Origin of the sequence: Flavobacterium sp. 120, assembly GCF_003633605.1 — a bacterium.
GTDB lineage: Bacteria > Bacteroidota > Bacteroidia > Flavobacteriales > Flavobacteriaceae > Flavobacterium > Flavobacterium algoritolerans.
Map to the genome: position 1 here is coordinate 2,057,761 of NZ_RBKZ01000001.1, position 19,949 is coordinate 2,077,709.

At 32.6% G+C, this 19,949-nt stretch carries 21 protein-coding genes; 14 read left to right on the top strand and 7 right to left on the bottom strand.

Features of this window, described 5'->3' with window-relative positions:
- Positions 1-42: 42 nt before the first annotated feature.
- Positions 43-2,310, bottom strand: coding sequence for a M1 family metallopeptidase (locus tag C8C87_RS08790; RefSeq protein WP_121342343.1), 2,268 nt, complete (start codon positions 2,308-2,310; stop codon positions 43-45).
- A gap of 172 nt (positions 2,311-2,482) precedes the next feature.
- Here C8C87_RS08790 and C8C87_RS08795 point away from each other — a divergent pair, with 172 nt between their 5' ends.
- The 3 genes from C8C87_RS08795 to C8C87_RS08805 all read left to right on the top strand — a co-directional run bounded on the left by C8C87_RS08795 (position 2,483) and on the right by C8C87_RS08805 (position 4,597).
- Positions 2,483-3,334 carry an aldose 1-epimerase family protein gene (locus C8C87_RS08795; RefSeq protein ID WP_121342344.1) on the top strand — a complete coding sequence of 284 codons (852 nt, stop codon included), beginning with the start codon at positions 2,483-2,485 and terminating at the stop codon, positions 3,332-3,334.
- A 15-nt stretch (positions 3,335-3,349) separates the two neighbouring features.
- Positions 3,350-3,898 (top strand): GNAT family N-acetyltransferase, encoded by a 549-nt coding sequence (locus tag C8C87_RS08800; RefSeq protein ID WP_099715120.1) that lies wholly within the window; start codon positions 3,350-3,352, stop codon positions 3,896-3,898.
- A gap of 147 nt (positions 3,899-4,045) precedes the next feature.
- Positions 4,046-4,597 (top strand): DUF3575 domain-containing protein, encoded by a 552-nt coding sequence (locus tag C8C87_RS08805; protein ID WP_099715119.1) that lies wholly within the window; start codon positions 4,046-4,048, stop codon positions 4,595-4,597.
- Positions 4,598-4,599: 2 nt separating this feature from the next.
- Here C8C87_RS08805 and C8C87_RS08810 read toward each other — a convergent pair whose 3' ends face one another.
- Positions 4,600-4,830, bottom strand: coding sequence for a VF530 family DNA-binding protein (locus C8C87_RS08810; protein WP_121342345.1), 231 nt, complete (start codon positions 4,828-4,830; stop codon positions 4,600-4,602).
- 48 nt (positions 4,831-4,878) lie between these two features.
- On the opposite strand from C8C87_RS08810, the gene C8C87_RS08815 reads away from it, so the two are divergent.
- The 3 genes from C8C87_RS08815 (at position 4,879) to C8C87_RS08825 (ending at position 6,986) form a co-directional block, all read left to right on the top strand.
- Positions 4,879-5,364, top strand: coding sequence for a phosphoglycerate mutase family protein (locus C8C87_RS08815; protein ID WP_121342346.1), 486 nt, complete (start codon positions 4,879-4,881; stop codon positions 5,362-5,364).
- A gap of 38 nt (positions 5,365-5,402) precedes the next feature.
- Positions 5,403-5,855 carry an SsrA-binding protein SmpB gene (gene smpB, locus C8C87_RS08820; protein ID WP_099715116.1) on the top strand — a complete coding sequence of 151 codons (453 nt, stop codon included), beginning with the start codon at positions 5,403-5,405 and terminating at the stop codon, positions 5,853-5,855.
- A gap of 81 nt (positions 5,856-5,936) precedes the next feature.
- Positions 5,937-6,986 carry a Fic family protein gene (locus C8C87_RS08825; RefSeq protein ID WP_121342347.1) on the top strand — a complete coding sequence of 350 codons (1,050 nt, stop codon included), beginning with the start codon at positions 5,937-5,939 and terminating at the stop codon, positions 6,984-6,986.
- Positions 6,987-7,025: 39 nt separating this feature from the next.
- On the opposite strand, the gene C8C87_RS08830 is transcribed toward C8C87_RS08825, so the two are convergent.
- Entirely contained in the window at positions 7,026-7,667 is a 642-nt protein-coding gene (locus C8C87_RS08830) for a protein-L-isoaspartate(D-aspartate) O-methyltransferase (protein ID WP_099715114.1), read from the bottom strand.
- Between the two features lie 144 nt (positions 7,668-7,811).
- Between C8C87_RS08830 and C8C87_RS08835 the strand changes: the two genes are divergently transcribed.
- The 8 genes from C8C87_RS08835 (at position 7,812) to C8C87_RS08870 (ending at position 15,918) form a co-directional block, all read left to right on the top strand.
- The gene (locus C8C87_RS08835; RefSeq protein ID WP_121342348.1) at positions 7,812-8,777 is read left to right on the top strand and encodes a Gfo/Idh/MocA family protein; all 966 of its coding nucleotides are present in this window, start codon (positions 7,812-7,814) and stop codon (positions 8,775-8,777) included.
- A gap of 88 nt (positions 8,778-8,865) precedes the next feature.
- Positions 8,866-9,753 (top strand): 3-hydroxyacyl-CoA dehydrogenase family protein, encoded by an 888-nt coding sequence (locus tag C8C87_RS08840; protein ID WP_099715112.1) that lies wholly within the window; start codon positions 8,866-8,868, stop codon positions 9,751-9,753.
- Positions 9,754-9,832: 79 nt separating this feature from the next.
- Entirely contained in the window at positions 9,833-11,053 is a 1,221-nt protein-coding gene (locus C8C87_RS08845; protein WP_121342349.1) for a DUF1015 domain-containing protein, read from the top strand.
- Between the two features lie 33 nt (positions 11,054-11,086).
- On the top strand, positions 11,087-11,737 hold the full coding sequence (locus C8C87_RS08850) for a YggS family pyridoxal phosphate-dependent enzyme (protein WP_121342350.1): 651 nt from the start codon (positions 11,087-11,089) through the stop codon (positions 11,735-11,737).
- Between the two features lie 79 nt (positions 11,738-11,816).
- Positions 11,817-13,178 (top strand): exonuclease domain-containing protein, encoded by a 1,362-nt coding sequence (locus tag C8C87_RS08855; protein WP_099715109.1) that lies wholly within the window; start codon positions 11,817-11,819, stop codon positions 13,176-13,178.
- A gap of 27 nt (positions 13,179-13,205) precedes the next feature.
- On the top strand, positions 13,206-14,039 hold the full coding sequence (locus C8C87_RS08860) for an ion transporter (RefSeq protein WP_121342351.1): 834 nt from the start codon (positions 13,206-13,208) through the stop codon (positions 14,037-14,039).
- A gap of 168 nt (positions 14,040-14,207) precedes the next feature.
- The gene (gene miaA / locus C8C87_RS08865) at positions 14,208-15,125 is read left to right on the top strand and encodes a tRNA (adenosine(37)-N6)-dimethylallyltransferase MiaA (protein WP_121342352.1); all 918 of its coding nucleotides are present in this window, start codon (positions 14,208-14,210) and stop codon (positions 15,123-15,125) included.
- A gap of 52 nt (positions 15,126-15,177) precedes the next feature.
- Entirely contained in the window at positions 15,178-15,918 is a 741-nt protein-coding gene (locus tag C8C87_RS08870; protein ID WP_121342353.1) for an acyl-[acyl-carrier-protein] thioesterase, read from the top strand.
- 55 nt (positions 15,919-15,973) lie between these two features.
- Here the strand turns inward: C8C87_RS08870 and C8C87_RS08875 are convergent, their stop codons facing one another.
- The 4 genes from C8C87_RS08875 to C8C87_RS08890 are packed head-to-tail and all read right to left on the bottom strand — an operon-like array spanning position 15,974 to position 19,936.
- Positions 15,974-16,690, bottom strand: coding sequence for a response regulator transcription factor (locus C8C87_RS08875; protein ID WP_099715105.1), 717 nt, complete (start codon positions 16,688-16,690; stop codon positions 15,974-15,976).
- A 3-nt stretch (positions 16,691-16,693) separates the two neighbouring features.
- Positions 16,694-18,277 (bottom strand): sensor histidine kinase KdpD, encoded by a 1,584-nt coding sequence (locus tag C8C87_RS08880; protein WP_099715104.1) that lies wholly within the window; start codon positions 18,275-18,277, stop codon positions 16,694-16,696.
- A gap of 59 nt (positions 18,278-18,336) precedes the next feature.
- On the bottom strand, positions 18,337-18,933 hold the full coding sequence (coaE, locus tag C8C87_RS08885; protein WP_099715103.1) for a dephospho-CoA kinase: 597 nt from the start codon (positions 18,931-18,933) through the stop codon (positions 18,337-18,339).
- Between the two features lies 1 nt (position 18,934).
- The gene (locus C8C87_RS08890; RefSeq protein WP_121343335.1) at positions 18,935-19,936 is read right to left on the bottom strand and encodes a glycosyltransferase family 2 protein; all 1,002 of its coding nucleotides are present in this window, start codon (positions 19,934-19,936) and stop codon (positions 18,935-18,937) included.
- Positions 19,937-19,949 lie beyond the last annotated feature (13 nt).

Sequence of the window (19,949 nt, forward strand, 5' to 3'; positions counted from 1 at the left end):
TTAATTGCTACAAGTCTTTTTTATTTTATTAAAACCAAAATACTATTTGTCTTTGGTAAATGGTATTTTTTGTCCTTCAGGTATCAACATATCAAATCCGTTTAGGCTGTCATTAAATTCAAATTTAAGTCCTGCTTGTTTCGATTCGAAACTGTTTTTCCCAATTGGTTCCACCGTAAAACTTGGATAATTAGTTATCAAAACATTTAGTACCCCGTTTTTCTCTGAAAAAGTAATTTTTAGCGGCGCCATTTTAGTTGAATACGTTCCTAAATAACCATCCAGAATAACATCTTTTTCAATCAAACCTTTGCTTGCTGTCCAAGAGTTGTTTGCTGTATTTGTATCTGGTAAAACATGATCCGGATCCAGTGTGATGCTTTCAATTTCTTCTGTCGAATTGTGTTTGAATGACCACGCTTTGTTTCTTTGCCAAACTTCAACCGGCAATTTAACACGTGTTGTTTTTCCGCTTTTCGTTTTTACGTCTAAACTTACTGGCATAGCCATTTTTTCGAAGTTTTCAATCGAAATCACAACTCCTTGTTTAGGATCGTTTTTCACATATTTTATCGAATTAATTCCTTGGTCTAATCGCCAATTGTATTGGAACCAACCTCTCCAAAACCAACTCAAATCTTCCCCTGCAACATTTTCGATTGTTCTAAAGAAATCGTCCGGTTGCGGATGTTTGTATGCCCAACGCTCTACATAAGTTTTCAAAGCTAAATCGAAACGCTCCGGTCCAAGAACTTGTTCACGCAAAATCACTAATCCAGAACTTGGTTTTGAATACGCCAAAAGACCAATATTAGCTTCTTTCATGTTGTCTGGAGAACTCATTATGGTTTCAAGATTCGGACTTGTATACACTTCAGCTCTTTGATGCATATCAACCGGCTTATCTTTGTACTCGCCATTATTAAAATCTACTGAACTCAATGAATTAATAAAAGTATTAAAACCTTCATCCATCCAAGCAAACATTCTTTCGTTTGAACCAACAATCATAGGAAACCAAATGTGTCCGAATTCATGATCTGTAACGCCCCATAAATCTTCTCCTTTGGATTCCCAGCTACAAAAAACAATTCCTGGATATTCCATTCCGCCTTCGTTTCCGGCAACATTTGTAGCCACTGGATACGGATATTCCAACCATCTTTTAGAATAATTTTCTATGGAAGCTTTTGTATATTCTGTTGAACGTCCCCAAGCGGCATCACCTGCACTTTCTACAGGATAAACTGAGATAGCCAATGATTTCTTTCCGCTTGGTAAATTGATTTTTGCTGCGTCTAAAATAAATGCCGCTGATGATGACCAAGAAAAATCTCGGGCATTTTTGATTTTATAATTCCAAGTTTTAGTAGCTGTAGCAACTGTTTTTGATGAATTTTCAACTTCGGCAGCAGTACGGATAAAAACCGTTTTATCACTTTGTTTAGCTTCTGCCAATCTGTTTTGTTCTACAGTAGAATAAACCGCTGTAGGATTTAGTAATTCACCAGAAGCTACCACAATATGATTGGATGGCGCTGTAATGCTCACATCAAAATCACCGTATTCCAAGTAAAATTCAGAAGCTCCTAAATACGGATTAGTATTCCAGCCTCGTACATCATCATACACACACATACGCGGATACCACTGCGCTATGGTGAAAACTTTTCCGTTTTTAGTTTCCAATACTCCCATTCTGTCCGAACCTTCAAAAGGAGCTATAAAAGAAAAATCCATTTTAATTTTAACGGAACCGCCTTTAGCATTTAATTCCTGCGGAAGAAAAACCTGCATTCTGGTATCAGTAATTACATATTTTGCTTCTTTTTCAGTAGCTACACCTTTTACAGTAGTGATAACTTTCACCGATTTTATTTTATGACCGCCATCAAAAATTTGGCCTTGAGCCCCATTTCGACTACCAGTCAAAGGCACAACTGCATTTCCACGGGAATCTGCTTTGAACAAATTCTGGTCTAAGTTCATCCAAACAAAAGCCAATTTATCAGGACTGTTGTTCGTATACGTGATGATTCCTGTTCCGGAAATTTCATTGTTTTTTTCATCCAATTTTGCCGTTAATTTATAATCAGCACTGTTTTGCCAATATTCAGCTCCTGGCTGACCACTAGCTGAACGCGTGCTTGTTCCATTCTTTGAATAAAAAAATGGAGCAAAAGCATCATGATAATCATACTTTGAGATTGGGTTACTTGATACATTTACAGGGGTTTGTTGCGCCCAAGTAGACGTAACTCCTAATAATAAAGCCAAATGTAGCATGACTCTGAAGCGACTGTTTTTCATTTTTCTTATAGTTTATATCACAAATTAATGAAAAAAAAGAGGATTTTAAACTATTTTAAAAGGATAGATTCCATTTTAAATAAATAAAATCCAGCTTAAACGTCATCAGAATTAAAAATTATAAAATATATTTACCATACAAAATCAATTTTTAAATTAACGAAGAACAATTTTGACTACTTTAATAAAAAACTCCGTTCTAACCGCTGAAATCAAACATTTCGGTGCCGAATTAATTTCCTTAAAAACAAATCTGAATAAAGAATACATTTGGGAAGGAAATCCTGATTTTTGGGGCAAGCACTCTCCTATTTTGTTTCCAATTGTTGGAACATTAAAAAACAATTCCTTTCATCATAATGGAATGGAATATCATTTGTCTCGACATGGATTTGCCAGAAACATGGAGTTTGAATTAACTGATGCAACAGAAAATAGTGCTACTTTCTCCATACAATCTTCTGACGAGACCTTAAAAGTATATCCTTTTGAATTTGAATTACAACTGATTTACACATTAGACAAAAACAATTTATTCATTGCATATAAAGTCATTAACAAAGGAAAATCTACGATGCCATTTGCTATTGGAGCGCATCCCGCTTTTGCTTTACCAAATCAATTCGAAAATTATGCTATTGCTTTTGAAAAAGAAGAACCGCTGGAATATTATCTTTTGGAGGATGATTTAATTTCAAATAATACGAAGCAATTAGAAGTACATAATAAACAGATTCCACTAACGTATGACTTATTCGAAAACGACGCTTTAATTTTCAAAACATTGCAATCTGATTCATTGACGATTTTAGAGAATGAAAATCCAATTTTGAGAGTACATTTTAAAGATTTTCCAAGTTTAGGAATTTGGACCAAAATGAATGCACCCTTTCTTTGTATCGAACCTTGGTTTGGTTATTCGGATACCAATGAGAATTCCGGAAATCTATTGGAGAAAGAAGGTATTCAAATTTTAAAAGCCGATGAAACTTTCCATTCAAAATTCAGTATCGAAGTCCTTTAATTAAAAAAATAAAATATGTTAACTATAAATTTCAGTCCATTCCCAAATTTAGAAACTGAACGTTTGCTTTTAAGAAGAGTGGATTCTAATGATGTAAAGGAGATTTTCGCATTGCGATCTAATCCCGAAACGATGAAATATATTCCAAGACCTTTAGTGAAAACTGATGAAGACGCCTTGGAACATATTGCAATGATTGATACTAAAATAGAAACTAATGAAGGTATAAATTGGGCGATTACGTTGAAAGACAATCCAAAATTAATTGGAATAATTGGTCATTACAGAATAAAACCAGAACATTATCGAGCCGAAATTGGATATATGTTACTTCCAGAATACAATGGAAAAGGAATTATTTCAGAAGCGGTGAGCGAAGCTGTAAATTATGGTTTTAAAATAATGAAATTGCATTCTATTGAAGCAATTATAGCTCCTGAAAATCATGGATCTGCAAAAGTTTTAGAAAAAAATGGCTTTGTTAAAGAAGCACATTTAAAAGAAAATGAATTTTTTGAAGGACGATTTTTGGATACCGTTATTTATTCTATTTTAAACAAATAGTCTTTAATGATATCTTATTTTATAACGTTAAAATACGTTTAAACTGACAATATTTACTTTAAACATAAAAGACAATCAAACATTAATAGCTATATTTGTCGCTGTTTTTAGTCAACTTTTGACCAAAAAAAGTAGAATCCACTCTTTATGAAAAAATTATTTATTGCCACATTTCTGTTCTTTTCGTTTTTATCACAAAGTCAAACTTACATAAAAGCAAATGCTTTTACTACTTTATTGACAGTTCCAAATGTTGGTATTGAAACCAGTATTGGAGAAAAATCAACTTTACAATTTGATGTTTTAGCATCTTTTTGGAAATCAGTAAATGGCAATCCTAGAGAATTTTATACCTTCACACCAGAATACAGATATCATTTTAAAGAGAAATACAATGGTTTTTATGCAGGTGTGCATATTGGTGCTAGTATTTTTAATTTTCAAAAATGGAATTATATAAACACTGACAACTATGAAAAAGGTTTTGGATATTTCATAGGTTCAACTATTGGATATCAAGTAAAAATCAATGATAAATTTATGATTGATTGTTATCTAGGTGGCGGTTGGCATCAAGGTTTTTACAAAGGCTACTTAATAAGTACAGGTGAACGTTATGATGGGGCAAAAGACTACAATAAAAGTGGTGAATGGTTGCCTTATAGAGGTGGAATTATGGTTTCTTATAAGCTCAACTAGATTTATTTGGGGAATTTAGCTACTGATTTTATATATAAATCTTCCACTTGTTTTCTTGCCCAATCCGTTTTTCTCAAAAAAGTCAAACTGGATTTTATACTTGGATTATCTGTAAAACATTTAATTTTTACTAATTCTCCAAGAGTATCGAACCCATAATAATCAACTAATTGTTCTACGATTTTTTGAAGCGTAATTCCGTGAAGCGGGTCTTTCGATTTTGAGTTTTCCATTTTGCAAATATATAAAATCGGTAAATACTAATTTTTAAATTTATTCATATGAAAAAGTATCTATTAATAATCGCTCTATTTGTTTTACAGATTAGTTTTGGACAACAAAGCACAACTACTTATTACTTCATACGCCACGCTGAAAAAGTTGATAATTCTCAAAATCCTGATTTATCAGAAATTGGTCTTCAAAGAGCTAATCTTTGGAGTAAAATATTCTCAGAAGTTGGTTTTGATGAAATCTACTCAACGGATTATAAAAGAACAACACAAACCGCAAGTCCTACTGCTACAGCCAAGAATATCCAAATTAAACTATACAATCCTAAAACAGTAGTAATAGAATCTTTCAAAAAAGAAACGCTCGGCAAAAAAGTTTTGATTGTAGGCCATAGTAACACCACACCTAATTTTGTTAATCAAATTATTAATCAAAAGATATATGCAGATATAGAAGATACACGTTTTGGTAATCTTTATATAGTAACTGTAAATGGTGATACAATTACTCACCAACTTCTGAAATTGCCATAAGTTATTGCTAAACCTTTAATTTTTGCTACATTTGCACCATGCTAAAAACAATAAACATATTAAACAAAAGAGCTCGATTTGACTATGAAATAATCGAAACTTTCACTGCTGGAATTGTTTTAGCCGGAACCGAAATCAAATCCATTCGATTAGGAAAAGCAAATATTACTGAAAGTTTTTGTGAATTTAGCAATAATGAACTTTTTGCGATAAATACTTACATTGAAGAGTATACTTTTGGTAATCAGTTTAACCACAAAGCCAGAAGCGAACGTAAATTACTTTTAAATAAAAGAGAGCTAAAAAGCTTAGCAAGAAGCGTTCAAGCAAAAGGATTAACAATAATTCCTTTGAAATTGTTTACCAATGAAAAAGGAATGGCTAAACTACAAATCGGTCTTTGTAAAGGGAAAAAAACCTATGACAAGCGTGAATCTCTTAAAGAACAAGATACCAAACGCGATCTAGACAGAATCAAAAAATCATTTTAAATTAAAAAAATATTGAAATAAAATATTTTTCCTTTTAAAAATGACTAAATTTGTCAAGACAATAAAAAACATTTTTAAGAAATGAAAACACTACTCAAAAACGCAAGAGAACAAAAAGGACTCAAAACCAGAGAAGTGGCTCAACTTTTAGGAATTGACCAAGCCTTAATAAGTAAATTTGAAAGCGGGGCCAGAAAACCTACCAGAGAACAAGTTGTAAAACTAGCATCATTGCTGGAGATAGATTTAGAAACAATAATGGTCGTTTGGCTTAAAGAAAAAATTCTTTATGAAATTGGCGAAGACGAATTTGCATTAAAAGCATTATTGGTTGCAGAAGAAGAAATTAGATATCAAAGGAAACCTTCCAAGAAAAAATTATCTACTACACTTCAGAAAATTTTAGATGAAATAGATACTCTGAAGATAAAACTAGATGGATTTCGTCAATTTGACAGCTATCGCATTGCACAAGCTTTAGAGCTAGAATATACTTTTGAAAGTAACCGTATCGAAGGAAATACCATGACTTTGCGTGAAACAGATTTGGTTATCAATGAAGGTTTAACTATTTCTGGGAAAAGTATGCGGGAACACCTTGAAGTAATAAATCATCAAGAAGCGATTGCCTACATCAAAGATTTAATGCAAAGAAATAGTTCCATAAATGAACGTGAAATATTATCCATTCATAATCTTATTTTGAGAGGGATTCACCCTGAAGATGCAGGTCGGTATAGAAAAGTGCAGGTGATGATTCAAGGAAGCAGCCATATGCCACCGCAACCGTTTCTGGTTGCCAAAGAAATGGAAGATTTTTTTATTTGGTATGAAAGCAATAAATCAATCCTTCATCCTATTATATTGGCGGCTGAAATACACGAACGATTAGTCACGATTCATCCATTTATTGATGGAAATGGCAGAACTTCGCGTTTGGTCATGAACTTGGTTTTATTACAGCACGGCTACATTATTGCTAATATAAAAGGTGATTATGATAGTAGAATGCAATATTACCAAGCATTGGAAACAGCTCAAACTAAAAATAATAAAGAAGATTTTTTATTGTTCATTGCGCAAATGGAAAAAGAAAGCTTAGAACGATATTTAAACATTATTGGTCAATAAAAAACCCGTCTCGTTATTTAAGCGAGACGGGTTTCTGTTTTAATTTTTATCTTCTAATAAAGGAACGAATCGAAATTCACCAAACTCATGTTTTTCGAATTGTGTTTCATTTTTTCTGATTAGTAAAGTCATAATTTGTACCTCTTCCCCTAATGGAATAACCAGTCTTCCCCCTATTTTTAGCTGTGCCATCAAAGGCTGGGGAATAAACGGAGCACCAGCAGTAACAATAATACTATCAAAAGGTGCATAACCTGGTAATCCTTTATAACCATCTCCAAAAGAGAGATGTTTAGGACGGATACTCAATTTTGGAAATAATACAGAAGTTTGCTTGAACAATTCTTTCTGTCTTTCAACACTAAAAACCTTGGCTCCTAACATGCATAAAACTGCTGTTTGATATCCTGAACCTGTTCCTATTTCTAAAATTTTATGTTCTTTTTTTACTTCTAATAATTGGGATTGAAAAGCTACAGTGTAGGGTTGTGATATCGTTTGACCAGCTCCAATGGGAAATGCTTTATCTTGATAGGCATAATCTTCAAAACTGGAATTTAAAAATAAATGTCTTGGAATCTTTTTTATCGCATCCAAAACACTTTTATCAGTAATCCCTTTTTGCTCTAAAACGCTTACTAATTGATTCCGAAGTCCTTGATGCTTGGCTGTGTCTTTCAAAATTTATTATTTTATTTTGGTAAAAATAGAAAAGAATTTCTGAATTCAAATGTTGGATTTTAAATTTTAAATTAACTGAATAATTGTCCCACATCAATAATAGATTAATCATTTTATTGCTATTTTTGTAAAAATTACATCGTTATGCTGAAAATTGGAGTATTAGGTGCTGGTCATCTAGGAAAAATACATTTGCGTTTATTACAACAATCTGATAAATATGAATTAGTTGGTTTTTATGACCCAAATCAAGAGAATGCCGAGAAGGTTTCTAAAGAATTTGGATATAAACATTTTAGCACAATTGCAACTCTTATTCATGCAGTTGATGTAATTGACATTGTAACACCAACTCTTTCTCACTACAAATGTGCTAAAGTAGCCATCAAATCCGGCAAGCATGTTTTTATTGAAAAACCCATTTCAAATACGGTTGAAGAAGCCGAAGAAATTATCGCTTTGGCAAAAGAATACAATGTAAAAGGTCAAGTTGGACATGTGGAGCGTTTCAATCCAGCCTTCATTGCTACCAAAAACATGATTGAAAATCCCATGTTTATAGAAACCCATCGTCTTGCTGAATTTAATCCTCGTGGAACCGATGTTCCCGTAGTCTTGGATTTGATGATTCATGATATTGATGCTATTTTGAGCGTTGTAAAATCTAAAGTGAAAAATATAAATGCCAGTGGCGTTTCGGTTATCAGTGATACACCGGATATTGCCAATGCAAGAATACAATTCGAAAACGGTTGTGTTGCCAATTTAACGGCGAGCAGAATTTCTATGAAAAACATGCGTAAATCTCGTTTTTTCCAAAAAGACGCTTATATCTCGGTGGATTTCTTAGAAAAGAAATGTGAAGTGGTAAAAATGAAAGATGCCCCTGAAGTTCCCGGCGATTTCGATATGATTTTACAAAATGCCGAAGGTGTAAAAAAACAAATCTACTTCTCTAATCCAGATGTAGAACAAAACAACGCAATTCTTGATGAATTAGAATCATTTGCAGATGCTATAATCAATGATACAGAACCTGTGGTAACATTGGAGCAAGCAACTGAAGCCTTAAGAGTGGCGTATCAAATTATAAATTGTTTTAAAAAGTAAATAAAATTTGTTTAAAGTTTAAGGTTTAAAGTTGCTCGAGAGAACTTTAAACTTTAAACTTTAAACTTTTAAACTTTAAAATAAAAATATGAAAACAATAGCCGTAATCGGAGCAGGAACAATGGGGAATGGAATCGCCCACACCTTTGCACAAAGTGGTTTTACCGTAAAATTAATAGATGTTTCAGAGAAATCTTTGGATAAAGGAATGGCAACTATCGCCGCAAATTTAGACCGAATGATTGCAAAAGGTAGCATCACCCAAGAAGATAAAGCCAAAACGATTACCAATATTATCACGTACACAGATATCAAAGATGGTGTTGTAGGTGTAGATTTAGTGGTTGAAGCTGCAACTGAAAATGTAGAACTAAAACTAAATATCTTCAAACAATTAAACGAGGCTTGTTCTCACAATACGATTCTAGCAACCAATACTTCTTCGATTTCAATTACTCAAATTGGAGCAGTTGTGGCACATCCAGAACGTGTTATCGGTATGCATTTTATGAATCCGGTGCCAATTATGAAATTGGTGGAAATCATCCGCGGTTACAACACTAGCGATGAAGTGACTAAAATCATCATGAATCTTTCTGAGAAATTAGGAAAAACTCCTGTTGAAGTAAACGATTATCCTGGTTTTGTTGCCAATAGAATTTTGATGCCAATGATTAACGAAGCTATCGAAACATTATACAATAAAGTGGCGGGCGTTTATGAAATTGACACAGTTATGAAACTTGGTATGGGTCACCCAATGGGACCTTTACAATTAGCAGATTTTATTGGTCTTGATGTATGTTTAGCCATTTTAAATGTAATGTACGACGGTTTCAAAAATCCAAAATATGCTCCTTGCCCATTATTGGTAAATATGGTTCGTGCAGGAAAAATGGGTGTAAAATCCGGTGAAGGTTTCTACGATTATTCTGAAAGCAAAAAAGCAGAGAAAATTTCTAAACAATTTATATAGTCTCTATGTTTAAAAGTCGAGAGTCTGAAGTTAATTACTTTAAACTCTCGACTTTTGGCTTTTGACTTTTGACATAATTATGGCTAAAATAGTTCCTTTCAAAGCAGTTCGTCCTACTCGTGATAAGGTTTGCCTTGTTACTTGCCGTTCTTATGAAGAATATGTAAATGCTGAATTAGCGGCGCAATTGGATTTCAATCCGTTGTCTTTTTTGCATATTCTAAAACCCGCTTATACCAATCAGGAAAGCGTTTCTTTTGAAAAAAGATACCGACAAGTACATCAAAAATACGAGGATTTCAAAAATGAAATCATTTTAGTAAAAGATAAAAAACCTGCTATTTATATTCATAAGATTGTTACCAAAACACATTCATTCACAGGAATTATTGCGGGAACAAGTGTGGCAGATTATTGTAATAAAATCATCAAAAAACATGAAGATATTATTGCTTTCAGAGTCCGATTACTCAAAGACTACATGAAATATTCAGAGTTTAATACAGAACCGGTTTTAATGACCTATCCTGATAATAAAACAATCGAAAACTGGATTTTTAATTGTACCCAAAAATTAGCTGATTTTGAATTTTCAACTACAAAAAAAGAGATTCATTATTTGTGGAAAATTGAAGATGCATTAGAAATTAATTGGTTACAAAATATATTTAAAAAGACCGATAATCTTTACATTGCTGACGGTCATCATCGTACTGAAGCACTCAAATTACTATCCGAGGAAAATGATGATCCAGAAAACACCGCAAAAAATCACATTCTGAGCTATTTGATTTCCGAAAATAATGTCAAAATATATGAATTCAATCGTTTAGTAAAAGATTTAAACGGTTTTTCAAAAGAAGATTTCTTAAAGGAGTTAGAAAAGAATTTTATTCTTGAAAATAAATTTCAGCAACCATTTCAGCCTTCTCAAAAACATCAATTCGGAATGTATCTGGACAATGCGTTTTATAGCTTAATTTTACGGAAAGAAAATGAAGTTTTCCAGACAGCTTTGGATAGTTTAGACACACAAATTTTATACAAAAAAGTGTTGTTGCCTATTCTAGCCATTGAGGATTTACGCAATGATGAGCGAATAGAATACCTTTCAGGAAAACAATCAGTATTGGAAGTAAAGAACAAAATTGATCAAGGAGAATTTGAAATCGGTTTTATACTATTCCCCTCAAACATTGGAGAAATAAAAGCCTTGGCAGATGCCAATTTAATAATGCCTCCAAAAAGTACATATATTGAACCAAAATTTAGAAGCGGATTAGTCGTTTATGAACTTTAGGTTTTAGTAACGCTTTAAAATCAAAATATTAAAATGTCAATAAAAAATAATTTACTCCAAATAAAATCCACTTTACCGGAACATGTAACCTTGGTTGCGGTTTCAAAAACTAAACCAGTTTCGGATTTAATGGAAGCCTATGAAGCCGGTCAACGCATTTTTGGAGAAAACAAAATCCAGGAAATGTCCGAAAAATGGGAACAAATGCCCAAAGACATTCAATGGCACATGATAGGTCACGTTCAAACAAATAAAGTCAAATTTATGGCACAATTTGTGAGCTTGATTCATGGCGTCGATAGTTTGAAATTACTACAGGAAATCAACAAACAAGCACTAAAACACAACAGAATTATTGATTGTTTATTACAAATGCATATTGCCGAAGAAGAAACTAAATTTGGTCTTGACGAGCAAGAACTGGCTTCACTCCTATCCTCAAGTGAATTCGAGGAAATGAAAAATATTCGAATTGTTGGACTAATGGGAATGGCAACTTTTACAGACAATAAAGATCAAATCAAGAAAGAATTCTCTCATTTGAAATCGATTTTTGATCAACTCACAATTCATAATTCACAATTTACCATTCTTTCTATGGGAATGTCCGGCGATTATCAACTTGCAATTGAATGCGGAAGCACCATGGTTCGAATTGGAAGTAGTATCTTTGGAGGAAGATAATTTGATTTTTGATTTCAGATTAACGATTTTTAATTTCAGATGTTTCGTAACTTGAGACATTAAACATTAAACAAAAAATTTGTACGCAATACTAGACATAGAAACCACTGGAGGACAATTCAACGAAGAAGGTATCACTGAAATCGCTATCTATAAATTTGATGGTCATGAGGTGGTGGATCAATTTATCAGTTTGGTAAATCCTGAAATTCCAATTCAGCCATTTGTAGTGAAACTTACTGGTATTAATAACGCCATGCTGCAATCGGCACCCAAGTTTTTTGAAGTTGCGAAACGCATCATCGAAATGACAAACGACTGTGTTATTGTAGCCCATAATGCCTCTTTTGATTACAGAATACTACGAACTGAATTCAGACGATTAGGATACGATTTTGAAGCACGAACGCTTTGTACGGTTGAATTATCAAAAAAACTATTGCCTGAGCAACCTTCCCATAGTTTAGGGAAATTGGTCCGTGCGCTTGGAATCCCAATGGCAGATAGACACAGAGCAAGTGGAGATGCTTTGGCGACAGTGAAATTATTTAAAATTCTTTTAGAAAAAGATTTAGAGAAAGAAATTGTAAAAGATTTTATTAAGCTGGAAATCGAAAAAGGGATTGCACCAAAATTACTGGATATTGTTTCTAGTTTACCCGCTAAAACAGGTATCTATTACATTCACAATGAAAAAGGAAATCTGATTTATATTGGCAAAAGCCGAAACATAAAAAAACGTGTCAACCAGCATTTTACGGGAACTTCCACAAAATGCAAGAAAATACAAGCCCAAGTTTTCACGGTAACCTATGATGAAACCGGAAGTGAATTGATTGCTTTATTGAAAGAAAGTGAAGAAATAAAAATCAACAAACCCATCCATAACAGAGCGCAGCGAAAAAGTATTTTCCAATTGGCTTTATACGCAGAAAAAGATAAAAATGGATATCTCAACCTAAAACTTCAAAAAGCGGATGGTAGAAAGAAAGAAATCACCTCATTTACTTCTTTACAAGAAGGCAAAAATGCGTTGTTCAGAATAACTTCCCATTATAATTTGTGCCAAAAACTTACCGGTTTATATGTTTCTAAAACAAACTGTTTTCAGTACAGCATAAAAGAATGTGACGGGGCTTGCATTGGCGAGGTTTCTGCCGAAGAATATAACGCAAGAGTTCAGGGATTTATAGATAAAAACAGTTTCGAAAATCAAAATATGGTATTGGTTGACCGAGGGAGAACTATCAATGAACGCAGTGCTGTTTTGATTGAAAACGGAATCTATAAAGGCTATGCTTTCTATGACTTAAATTATCAAATCAACAACATCGAAATTCTTAAAAACATTATCATCCCTATGCAAAACAATAGGGATGTACGCAATATTATTCAAGGTCATGTTCGAAAAAGCAAAACGTTGAAAATCGTAAAATTCTAATCGCATGCAAATAATTACAACATAATTATGCAAAGATTAAAGTCAAAATTTGACACTTTTAGACATAGAACTAATGTCGTAATTTACGGTACTAATACCGCTTCAGGAAGATTATTTGACCTTATTCTTTTAGGCGTTATTCTATTGAGTGTCATCATAGTTATGCTCGAAACAGTCAAAGGTTTTGATACAAAATACCATTATGAACTCATAGTATTAGAATGGATTATAACCATTTTCTTCACCTTAGAATACCTTCTTAGAATTATATCGATCAAAAAGCCATTGAAATACATCTTTAGTTTTTATGGAATAATTGATTTGATAGCAACATTACCCATGTATTTCTCTTTATTTATTGTTGGAACCAGCGTTTTAACCGTTGTCAGAGCTTTACGATTGTTGCGATTATTTAAGATTTTAAAACATCCAAAATTCTCAAGTCAATCCACACATCTAAAAGAAGCCTTAATTGCCAGCCGAGGAAAAATACTTATTTTCATTTATTTCATGTTAATCAGCAGCATCATAATAGGTTCTATAATGTACATCGTCGAAGGAAAAGAGGGGGGTTTCACCAGTATTCCCATCAGTATTTATTGGACCATCGTGACACTCACAACAGTAGGATATGGAGATATTTCGCCCATAACCCCGCTAGGACAGGCCATTGCCTCGATAGTAATGATTATGGGTTACGGCATCATTGCGGTTCCTACAGGAATTGTTTCTGCTGAATTTGCAAACAACAATCGCAAAAAACCAACAGAAGAAAGAATTGATCCGTGTGCTAATTGTGGTACCGAAGGACATGAACATAATGCAAAATACTGCTATCATTGCGGTAAGGATTTAAAATAATATTAATTTGAAGCAATTCCAGCTGTACACTTTAACTCCTCGTTATTCCAGTTGTTTTTCTAAGGCATAAAAGGAGCTTATCCCGAGACTTCGGGAGTCGCTCTTTTATACCAAGAAAAACTAACTTTCATAACTCCGGGGTTTTCGTTTCCATCTGGGCTAAAAAACATGAAATACTTAATCACCATTATCGGACCCACGGCCATAGGCAAAACTTCCTTGAGTATTGTATTAGCTAACTATTTTAAATGTGATATTATTTCCTGTGACAGCCGACAGTTTTTCAAGGAAATGACCATTGGAACAGCTGTACCAAACAAAGCCGAATTAGCAGCGGCTACCCATCATTTTATACAAAACAAATCCGTATTCGAGAATTATACTGTTGGTGATTTCGAGAAAGAAGCTATTGCTAAACTTGACGAATTATTTTTGACCAATGATTACGCCATTTTAGTTGGTGGTTCCGGATTATATGTTGATGCAATTCTAAAAGGTTTTGATGAATTTCCAGAAATAGACACTGCAGTTCGTAGTGAAATAAATACGAATTATGAAAAGCTGGGAATTGGATATTTGCAACAAAAACTCGAAGTTTTAGATCCAGATTATTATAAAAGCTTGACTATCGAAAATCCACAAACCTTGCAAAACCCACAACGAATGATGCGTTTCGTGGAAGTGTGTATTGGTACCGGGAAACCGTATTCTTCTTTTTTAAACCTGAAAAAAAGCAGCCGAAACTTCACTCCTATTTTAATTGGTCTTGAAGCTGACAGAAAAATCATTTACAACCGAATCAATCAACGCGTTGATATTATGATGAATGAAGGACTTCAGGCTGAAGCAAAAAAGTTATTCCCAAATAAAGAGTTGAATGCACTGCAAACCGTTGGTTACAGAGAATTATTCAGCTATTTTGACAGAGAAATTTCATTGGAATTTGCCATCGAAGAAATAAAGAAAAACACGCGACGATTTTCAAAACGACAATTGACTTGGTTCAAAAGAAATGAAAATACCAAATGGTTTGATTTTGAAACTCCTTATGAAACTATTGTGGATTACATCAATTCAAAAAAATAAAACAATACATCTTATATCTAAGAATACAAATTCATAATTCATAATTATTTATATGCCTATCTCTCCAAATTTCACTTCAGTTTTAAGCAAAGATTGGGAAATCAATTTTACACAATGCGCGCCAAATGGATTTTTAAAATACACTGATTTGTGTAATATCTTGCAGTTAACTGCTGCTGCACATTCAGAAACTGGTGGCATTAGTTTTACTGATATGCAGGAGTTCGACCAAGCATGGGTTTTGAGCAGAATGCGTGTTGAAGTCACTAAATTACCAAAATGGGGAGATACTGTAACCGTAAAAACCTGGATCAATTCCTTAGAAAACTCACGTTCAGTACGAGCACTTGAAATGCACGTAAATGGAGAAAAAATTGTGGGTTCTGAGACTTTCTGGGCTGTATTTAACACTAAAAAACGTCGTCCGGAAGGATTGGCTTTGCCGTTTGAACATTTTGAATTATATCCCGAAAAAAGAGCTACGCTAGAGGGTTTTTCTAAAATCAATTTCAACCATGAGAAAGAAATAGTTTTCGAAAAAAGTGTGTTTTTATCTGATTTAGACATTGTGAATCATGTCAATAATGTCAAATATCTGGAATGGTGCTTGGATTTGGTAGATGAACAATTAATCCTGAATCAAAAAATTAAAAGTTTTGAAATGAATTTCTTAAAGGAATTATCATTAAAAGATAAAGTGATTATTCATGAAAGCATTTCTGAAAGTGAAACTGTTTTTAGTATTACAAAAGAAGACAAAACGAGTTTTGCTTTACAATTGAACTGGAAATAGAACACCTACTTTTGCTCCAAAAAAAAAGCCTCAATTTCTTGAGGCTTATATCTATTTATTCTGCTACTTTATTCTTAACCACTAATCTGAATCCTTCTCCGTGGATGTTTAAAATTTCAACATCTTCATCAAGTTTCAAATATTTTCTCAACTTAGCGATGTACACATCCATACTTCTTGAAGTAAAATAGTTATCATCTCTCCAAATTTTTGTCAAGGCCAATTCTCTTGGCATCAAGTCATTTTCGTGAAGAATCAACATTTTCAATAATTCATTTTCTTTTGGAGATAACTTTATTGGTTCATCATTATTAAAAGTTAAAAAACGAAGTTTTGAATTCAAATGAAATTTACCAATATTAAATTCAAATTGTACTTGTTCTGCTTTAGTATCCGATGATTTTCTTTGGATTATTGCCTTGATTTTCATCAACAATACTTCAGAATCAAAAGGTTTATTCAAGTAATCGTCAGCACCTGCTTTATACCCTTTCAACACATCTTCTTTCATAGATTTTGCTGTCAAGAATATAATTGGCACTTCATTATTTTTTTCTCTGATTTCTTTCGCCAAAGTATAACCATCTTTGTAAGGCATCATTACATCCAGAATACATAAATCATAAGTATCCTTTTTGAATTTTTCGAATCCTTCCATTCCGTTTTTGGCTAAAGTAACATCAAAATCATTTAGCATTAAATAATCTTTTAAAACTGCACCAAAATTAAGGTCATCTTCGACTAGAAGTATTTTTTTATTTACATTTTCCATATTCTAATTTATTAATGGTAATTTTATTATGAAGGTACTCCCTTTTCCCTTTTCACTTTCAACATATACTTGACCGTTATGGTCGTCAACAATTCTTTTTACGTAAGCTAATCCTAAACCGTGTCCTTTGACATTATGAATGTCTCCGGTATGTTCTCTGTAGAATTTTTCGAAAATTCTTTTTTGAGCTATTTTACTCATTCCCAAACCACTATCTTTCACTTTAATAATGACCATATCTTTGATATTTTCAGTGAAAATTTCAATTTCAGGAACATTAGGCGAATATTTTATCGCGTTTTCTAAAATATTCACAATGACATTGGTAAAATGAACATCATTGATTAAAACGGTGGTTCTAATGGCTTTAAAATGGCAGGTAATTGTTCCTTGCCTGTCTTCTAAAATCAAATTCACATGATCTATTGCATCTTCAATAATTTCATGAATATTATTTGATTCCTTAGTAATATCTAATTCTTTCTTTTCTAATTTAGAAATTCGAAGCACATTTTCTACTTGTGCATGCATGCGTTTATTTTCATCCTTAATCATTTGAAGGTATCGCAAAACCTTCTCTTTGTCATCTATTATTTTTGGATTTCTAATCGCATCCAAAGCTAAATTGATAGTTGCAATTGGCGTTTTAAATTCATGTGTCATATTATTAATGAAATCATTTTTGATTTCAGAAATTTGACGTTGACGTATCAATTGATTCAATGCACTTGTATACGCAATTAAAATAATCAGCGTAAAAACAATAGAGAGAACTGTTATACTAACGAGTTCTGACAATAAAAATTTCTTTTTGAGCGGAAATGTAACAAGCAATTGGTATTTACTATTTCCTTCATTATCTGTAAAAATAGGAATTGAATACGTTGCTTCTTTATCATATTTAAAGGCATTTGATTTAATTTTGGTCGCTAAATTATTGCTGTAAATACCAAACTCAAATCTTGTTTCAATACCATATTCTCCTAATTCTTTTTTAATCAGTTTCTGTAAAACATCACTGGTAACGCGTTCTTCGAGCGGCATTGCAGACAAAACATCCTTCGCGGAAATTTCAAAAAGAGCATCATCCAAAATATCAAGGTTACCTGATTTTTCAATTCTAACATCAGGAATCAAACTTTGACTCACTCCTGATTTATCCATCGAATTATTATTATAAACTTCAGTTACCCTTTTGGAACTAAAGCTTTTAAATTTTTCACTATCAAATTTTTTATCAAAGAACGTTGGTGAAATATTATAATCTTCAGAAATTATACTGTTAGAATATATAATTGTTTTATTTGTTCTTGGATTTTTTTGAACATAATAAAATTCTAATATATCATCCTTTTCAGGCACTTTTCCGGTACTGTCTTTATAATGATTTATTTTATCATAAAAACTATATGTTTCTTGCTTTTGAATCTTATCTGCCACATTACCAATTACTTGCTTAACATGGAATTTAAACTGCTCATCATTGTTTTTGAATGAAGTATTAAACCAATACACTTGAACAAGAATTATCCCTATTAAGGACAGGCTCATCAATAAAACAAGTAATCTAAAAAAAAGTTTATTCATCGAAACAAATTTAGTATTTTAACAATATATTAAATAATAGATTAACCAAACATTAACACCTATACCACATTTTGTTTAATCTTTAAAATTTTAAGAATTTTAACAACTTCTAATTTTGTAGTTTCCATAGAAGTATTTTCTATGATGAAATCGCTTTTTGAGATGCGTTGTTCATCAGTCCATTGTGCATTTATTCTTTTCAAAACAAGTTCGCGTGTCGTTTTATCACGTTCAACAACTCTCTGAATCCTTGATTCTATTGGCGCTGTGACAGTTATAATCAAATCGCAGTTTTTATAACTTCCACTTTCAAATAAAATTGCAGCTTCGTAAATAACATAAGGAGCTGCAGTATGTTGTAAAAGCCATTGCTCAAAATGTTTTTTTACAGCAGGATGAACAATATTGTTAAGTTTTTCTAATTTTTCGGGGTTATTAAAAACAATTTTGGCTAATTCTTCTCTGTTCAACTTCTCATTTTCAAAGACTTCATCCCCAAATACGTTTTTAATAGCGCTTATAATCTCTACAGATTGCATTATTTTTCTGGCTTCGTCATCAGCAATGTACACTGGAATGCCAAATGATTTAAAATAATTTGCAATGGTGGTTTTCCCACTTCCGATACCGCCAGTTAAACCAATTATTTTTGTCATATTAAACTTTGAAAAATAATTCAGGGAAAGCTTCTTGAGGCTTTTGCTTCAAAATGATAATTTTAAAAAAGGATACAATAAAACCAGTTCCGTAACCGTAAAATTGTTTCCAAACAGCTATCAATGATAAATACCCAATTTTCAAGCTTTTATTTTGATAAGAAGACACCAAAAACAGTACCAAAAAGTAAACAAAATACAATTGAAGCAGTAAATCAAAATTAAAAATCAACATCAATAAAAAGGAAATAAAAAATCCAATTATAAATACCGAAGGAAAGAAAAAAGTAAGCTTATTGTATTTAGGATACCAACTATTTAGAATTGGTCGTGCTTTTCCAAATTTGTTTACTTGAGTCGAAAACTTATCCCAATCAATTCTTCTCTTGTGATATACAAATGCATTAGGAAACAGTTTAGTCTCAAAACCTAAATTCCAAAGTCGAATTGACAAATCTGGATCTTCACCGGGATGAATATTTCCGAAACCTTTCGATGCTTCAAAAGCTTTACGAGACAATCCCATATTAAAACTTCTAGGCTGAAACTTATCTATTTTTTCAGAACCACCTCTGATTCCTCCCGTAGTCAGAAACGAAGTCATCGCAAAATTAATTGCTTTTTGTATATCCGAAAAACTGTCTAAAGCCTTATCAGGCCCACCAAAACAATCTACATAATTCTGTTTTAAAGCTTTATCAACCTCTGATAAATATTCTTTTGGAATAATACAATCCGAATCGAAAATGATAAAATAATCACCTCTGGCTTTTTTCATTCCGTAATTTCTGGAATCCCCAGGCCCCGAATTTTCCTTGAAATAATAGGAAATATCAAGTCTGTCACCATATTTTTGAGCTACATCTTTGCAAACTATGGAAGAGCCATCTTCAATAAGAACAATTTCAAAAATTTCGTTAAACGTTGAATGAGACAAGCTCTCTAAAAGTTCATCAACTTCATCCGGGCGATTGTAAACTGGTATAATTAGGGAAAATAACATAAATTGTGACTGT

Excerpts from the sequence above, each read along its gene's own strand:
- C8C87_RS08790 (WP_121342343.1), bottom strand. The coding sequence starts at position 2,310 with ATGAAAAACAGTCGCTTCAGAGTCATGCTACATTTGGCTTTATTATTA.
- C8C87_RS08800 (WP_099715120.1), top strand. The coding sequence starts at position 3,350 with ATGTTAACTATAAATTTCAGTCCATTCCCAAATTTAGAAACTGAACGT.
- C8C87_RS08805 (WP_099715119.1), top strand. The coding sequence starts at position 4,046 with ATGAAAAAATTATTTATTGCCACATTTCTGTTCTTTTCGTTTTTATCA.
- C8C87_RS08810 (WP_121342345.1), bottom strand. The coding sequence starts at position 4,830 with ATGGAAAACTCAAAATCGAAAGACCCGCTTCACGGAATTACGCTTCAA.
- C8C87_RS08815 (WP_121342346.1), top strand. The coding sequence starts at position 4,879 with ATGAAAAAGTATCTATTAATAATCGCTCTATTTGTTTTACAGATTAGT.
- smpB (WP_099715116.1), top strand. The coding sequence starts at position 5,403 with ATGCTAAAAACAATAAACATATTAAACAAAAGAGCTCGATTTGACTAT.
- C8C87_RS08825 (WP_121342347.1), top strand. The coding sequence starts at position 5,937 with ATGAAAACACTACTCAAAAACGCAAGAGAACAAAAAGGACTCAAAACC.
- C8C87_RS08835 (WP_121342348.1), top strand. The coding sequence starts at position 7,812 with ATGCTGAAAATTGGAGTATTAGGTGCTGGTCATCTAGGAAAAATACAT.
- C8C87_RS08840 (WP_099715112.1), top strand. The coding sequence starts at position 8,866 with ATGAAAACAATAGCCGTAATCGGAGCAGGAACAATGGGGAATGGAATC.
- C8C87_RS08845 (WP_121342349.1), top strand. The coding sequence starts at position 9,833 with ATGGCTAAAATAGTTCCTTTCAAAGCAGTTCGTCCTACTCGTGATAAG.
- C8C87_RS08850 (WP_121342350.1), top strand. The coding sequence starts at position 11,087 with ATGTCAATAAAAAATAATTTACTCCAAATAAAATCCACTTTACCGGAA.
- C8C87_RS08860 (WP_121342351.1), top strand. The coding sequence starts at position 13,206 with ATGCAAAGATTAAAGTCAAAATTTGACACTTTTAGACATAGAACTAAT.
- miaA (WP_121342352.1), top strand. The coding sequence starts at position 14,208 with ATGAAATACTTAATCACCATTATCGGACCCACGGCCATAGGCAAAACT.
- C8C87_RS08870 (WP_121342353.1), top strand. The coding sequence starts at position 15,178 with ATGCCTATCTCTCCAAATTTCACTTCAGTTTTAAGCAAAGATTGGGAA.
- C8C87_RS08875 (WP_099715105.1), bottom strand. The coding sequence starts at position 16,690 with ATGGAAAATGTAAATAAAAAAATACTTCTAGTCGAAGATGACCTTAAT.
- C8C87_RS08880 (WP_099715104.1), bottom strand. The coding sequence starts at position 18,277 with ATGAATAAACTTTTTTTTAGATTACTTGTTTTATTGATGAGCCTGTCC.
- coaE (WP_099715103.1), bottom strand. The coding sequence starts at position 18,933 with ATGACAAAAATAATTGGTTTAACTGGCGGTATCGGAAGTGGGAAAACC.
- C8C87_RS08890 (WP_121343335.1), bottom strand. The coding sequence starts at position 19,936 with ATGTTATTTTCCCTAATTATACCAGTTTACAATCGCCCGGATGAAGTT.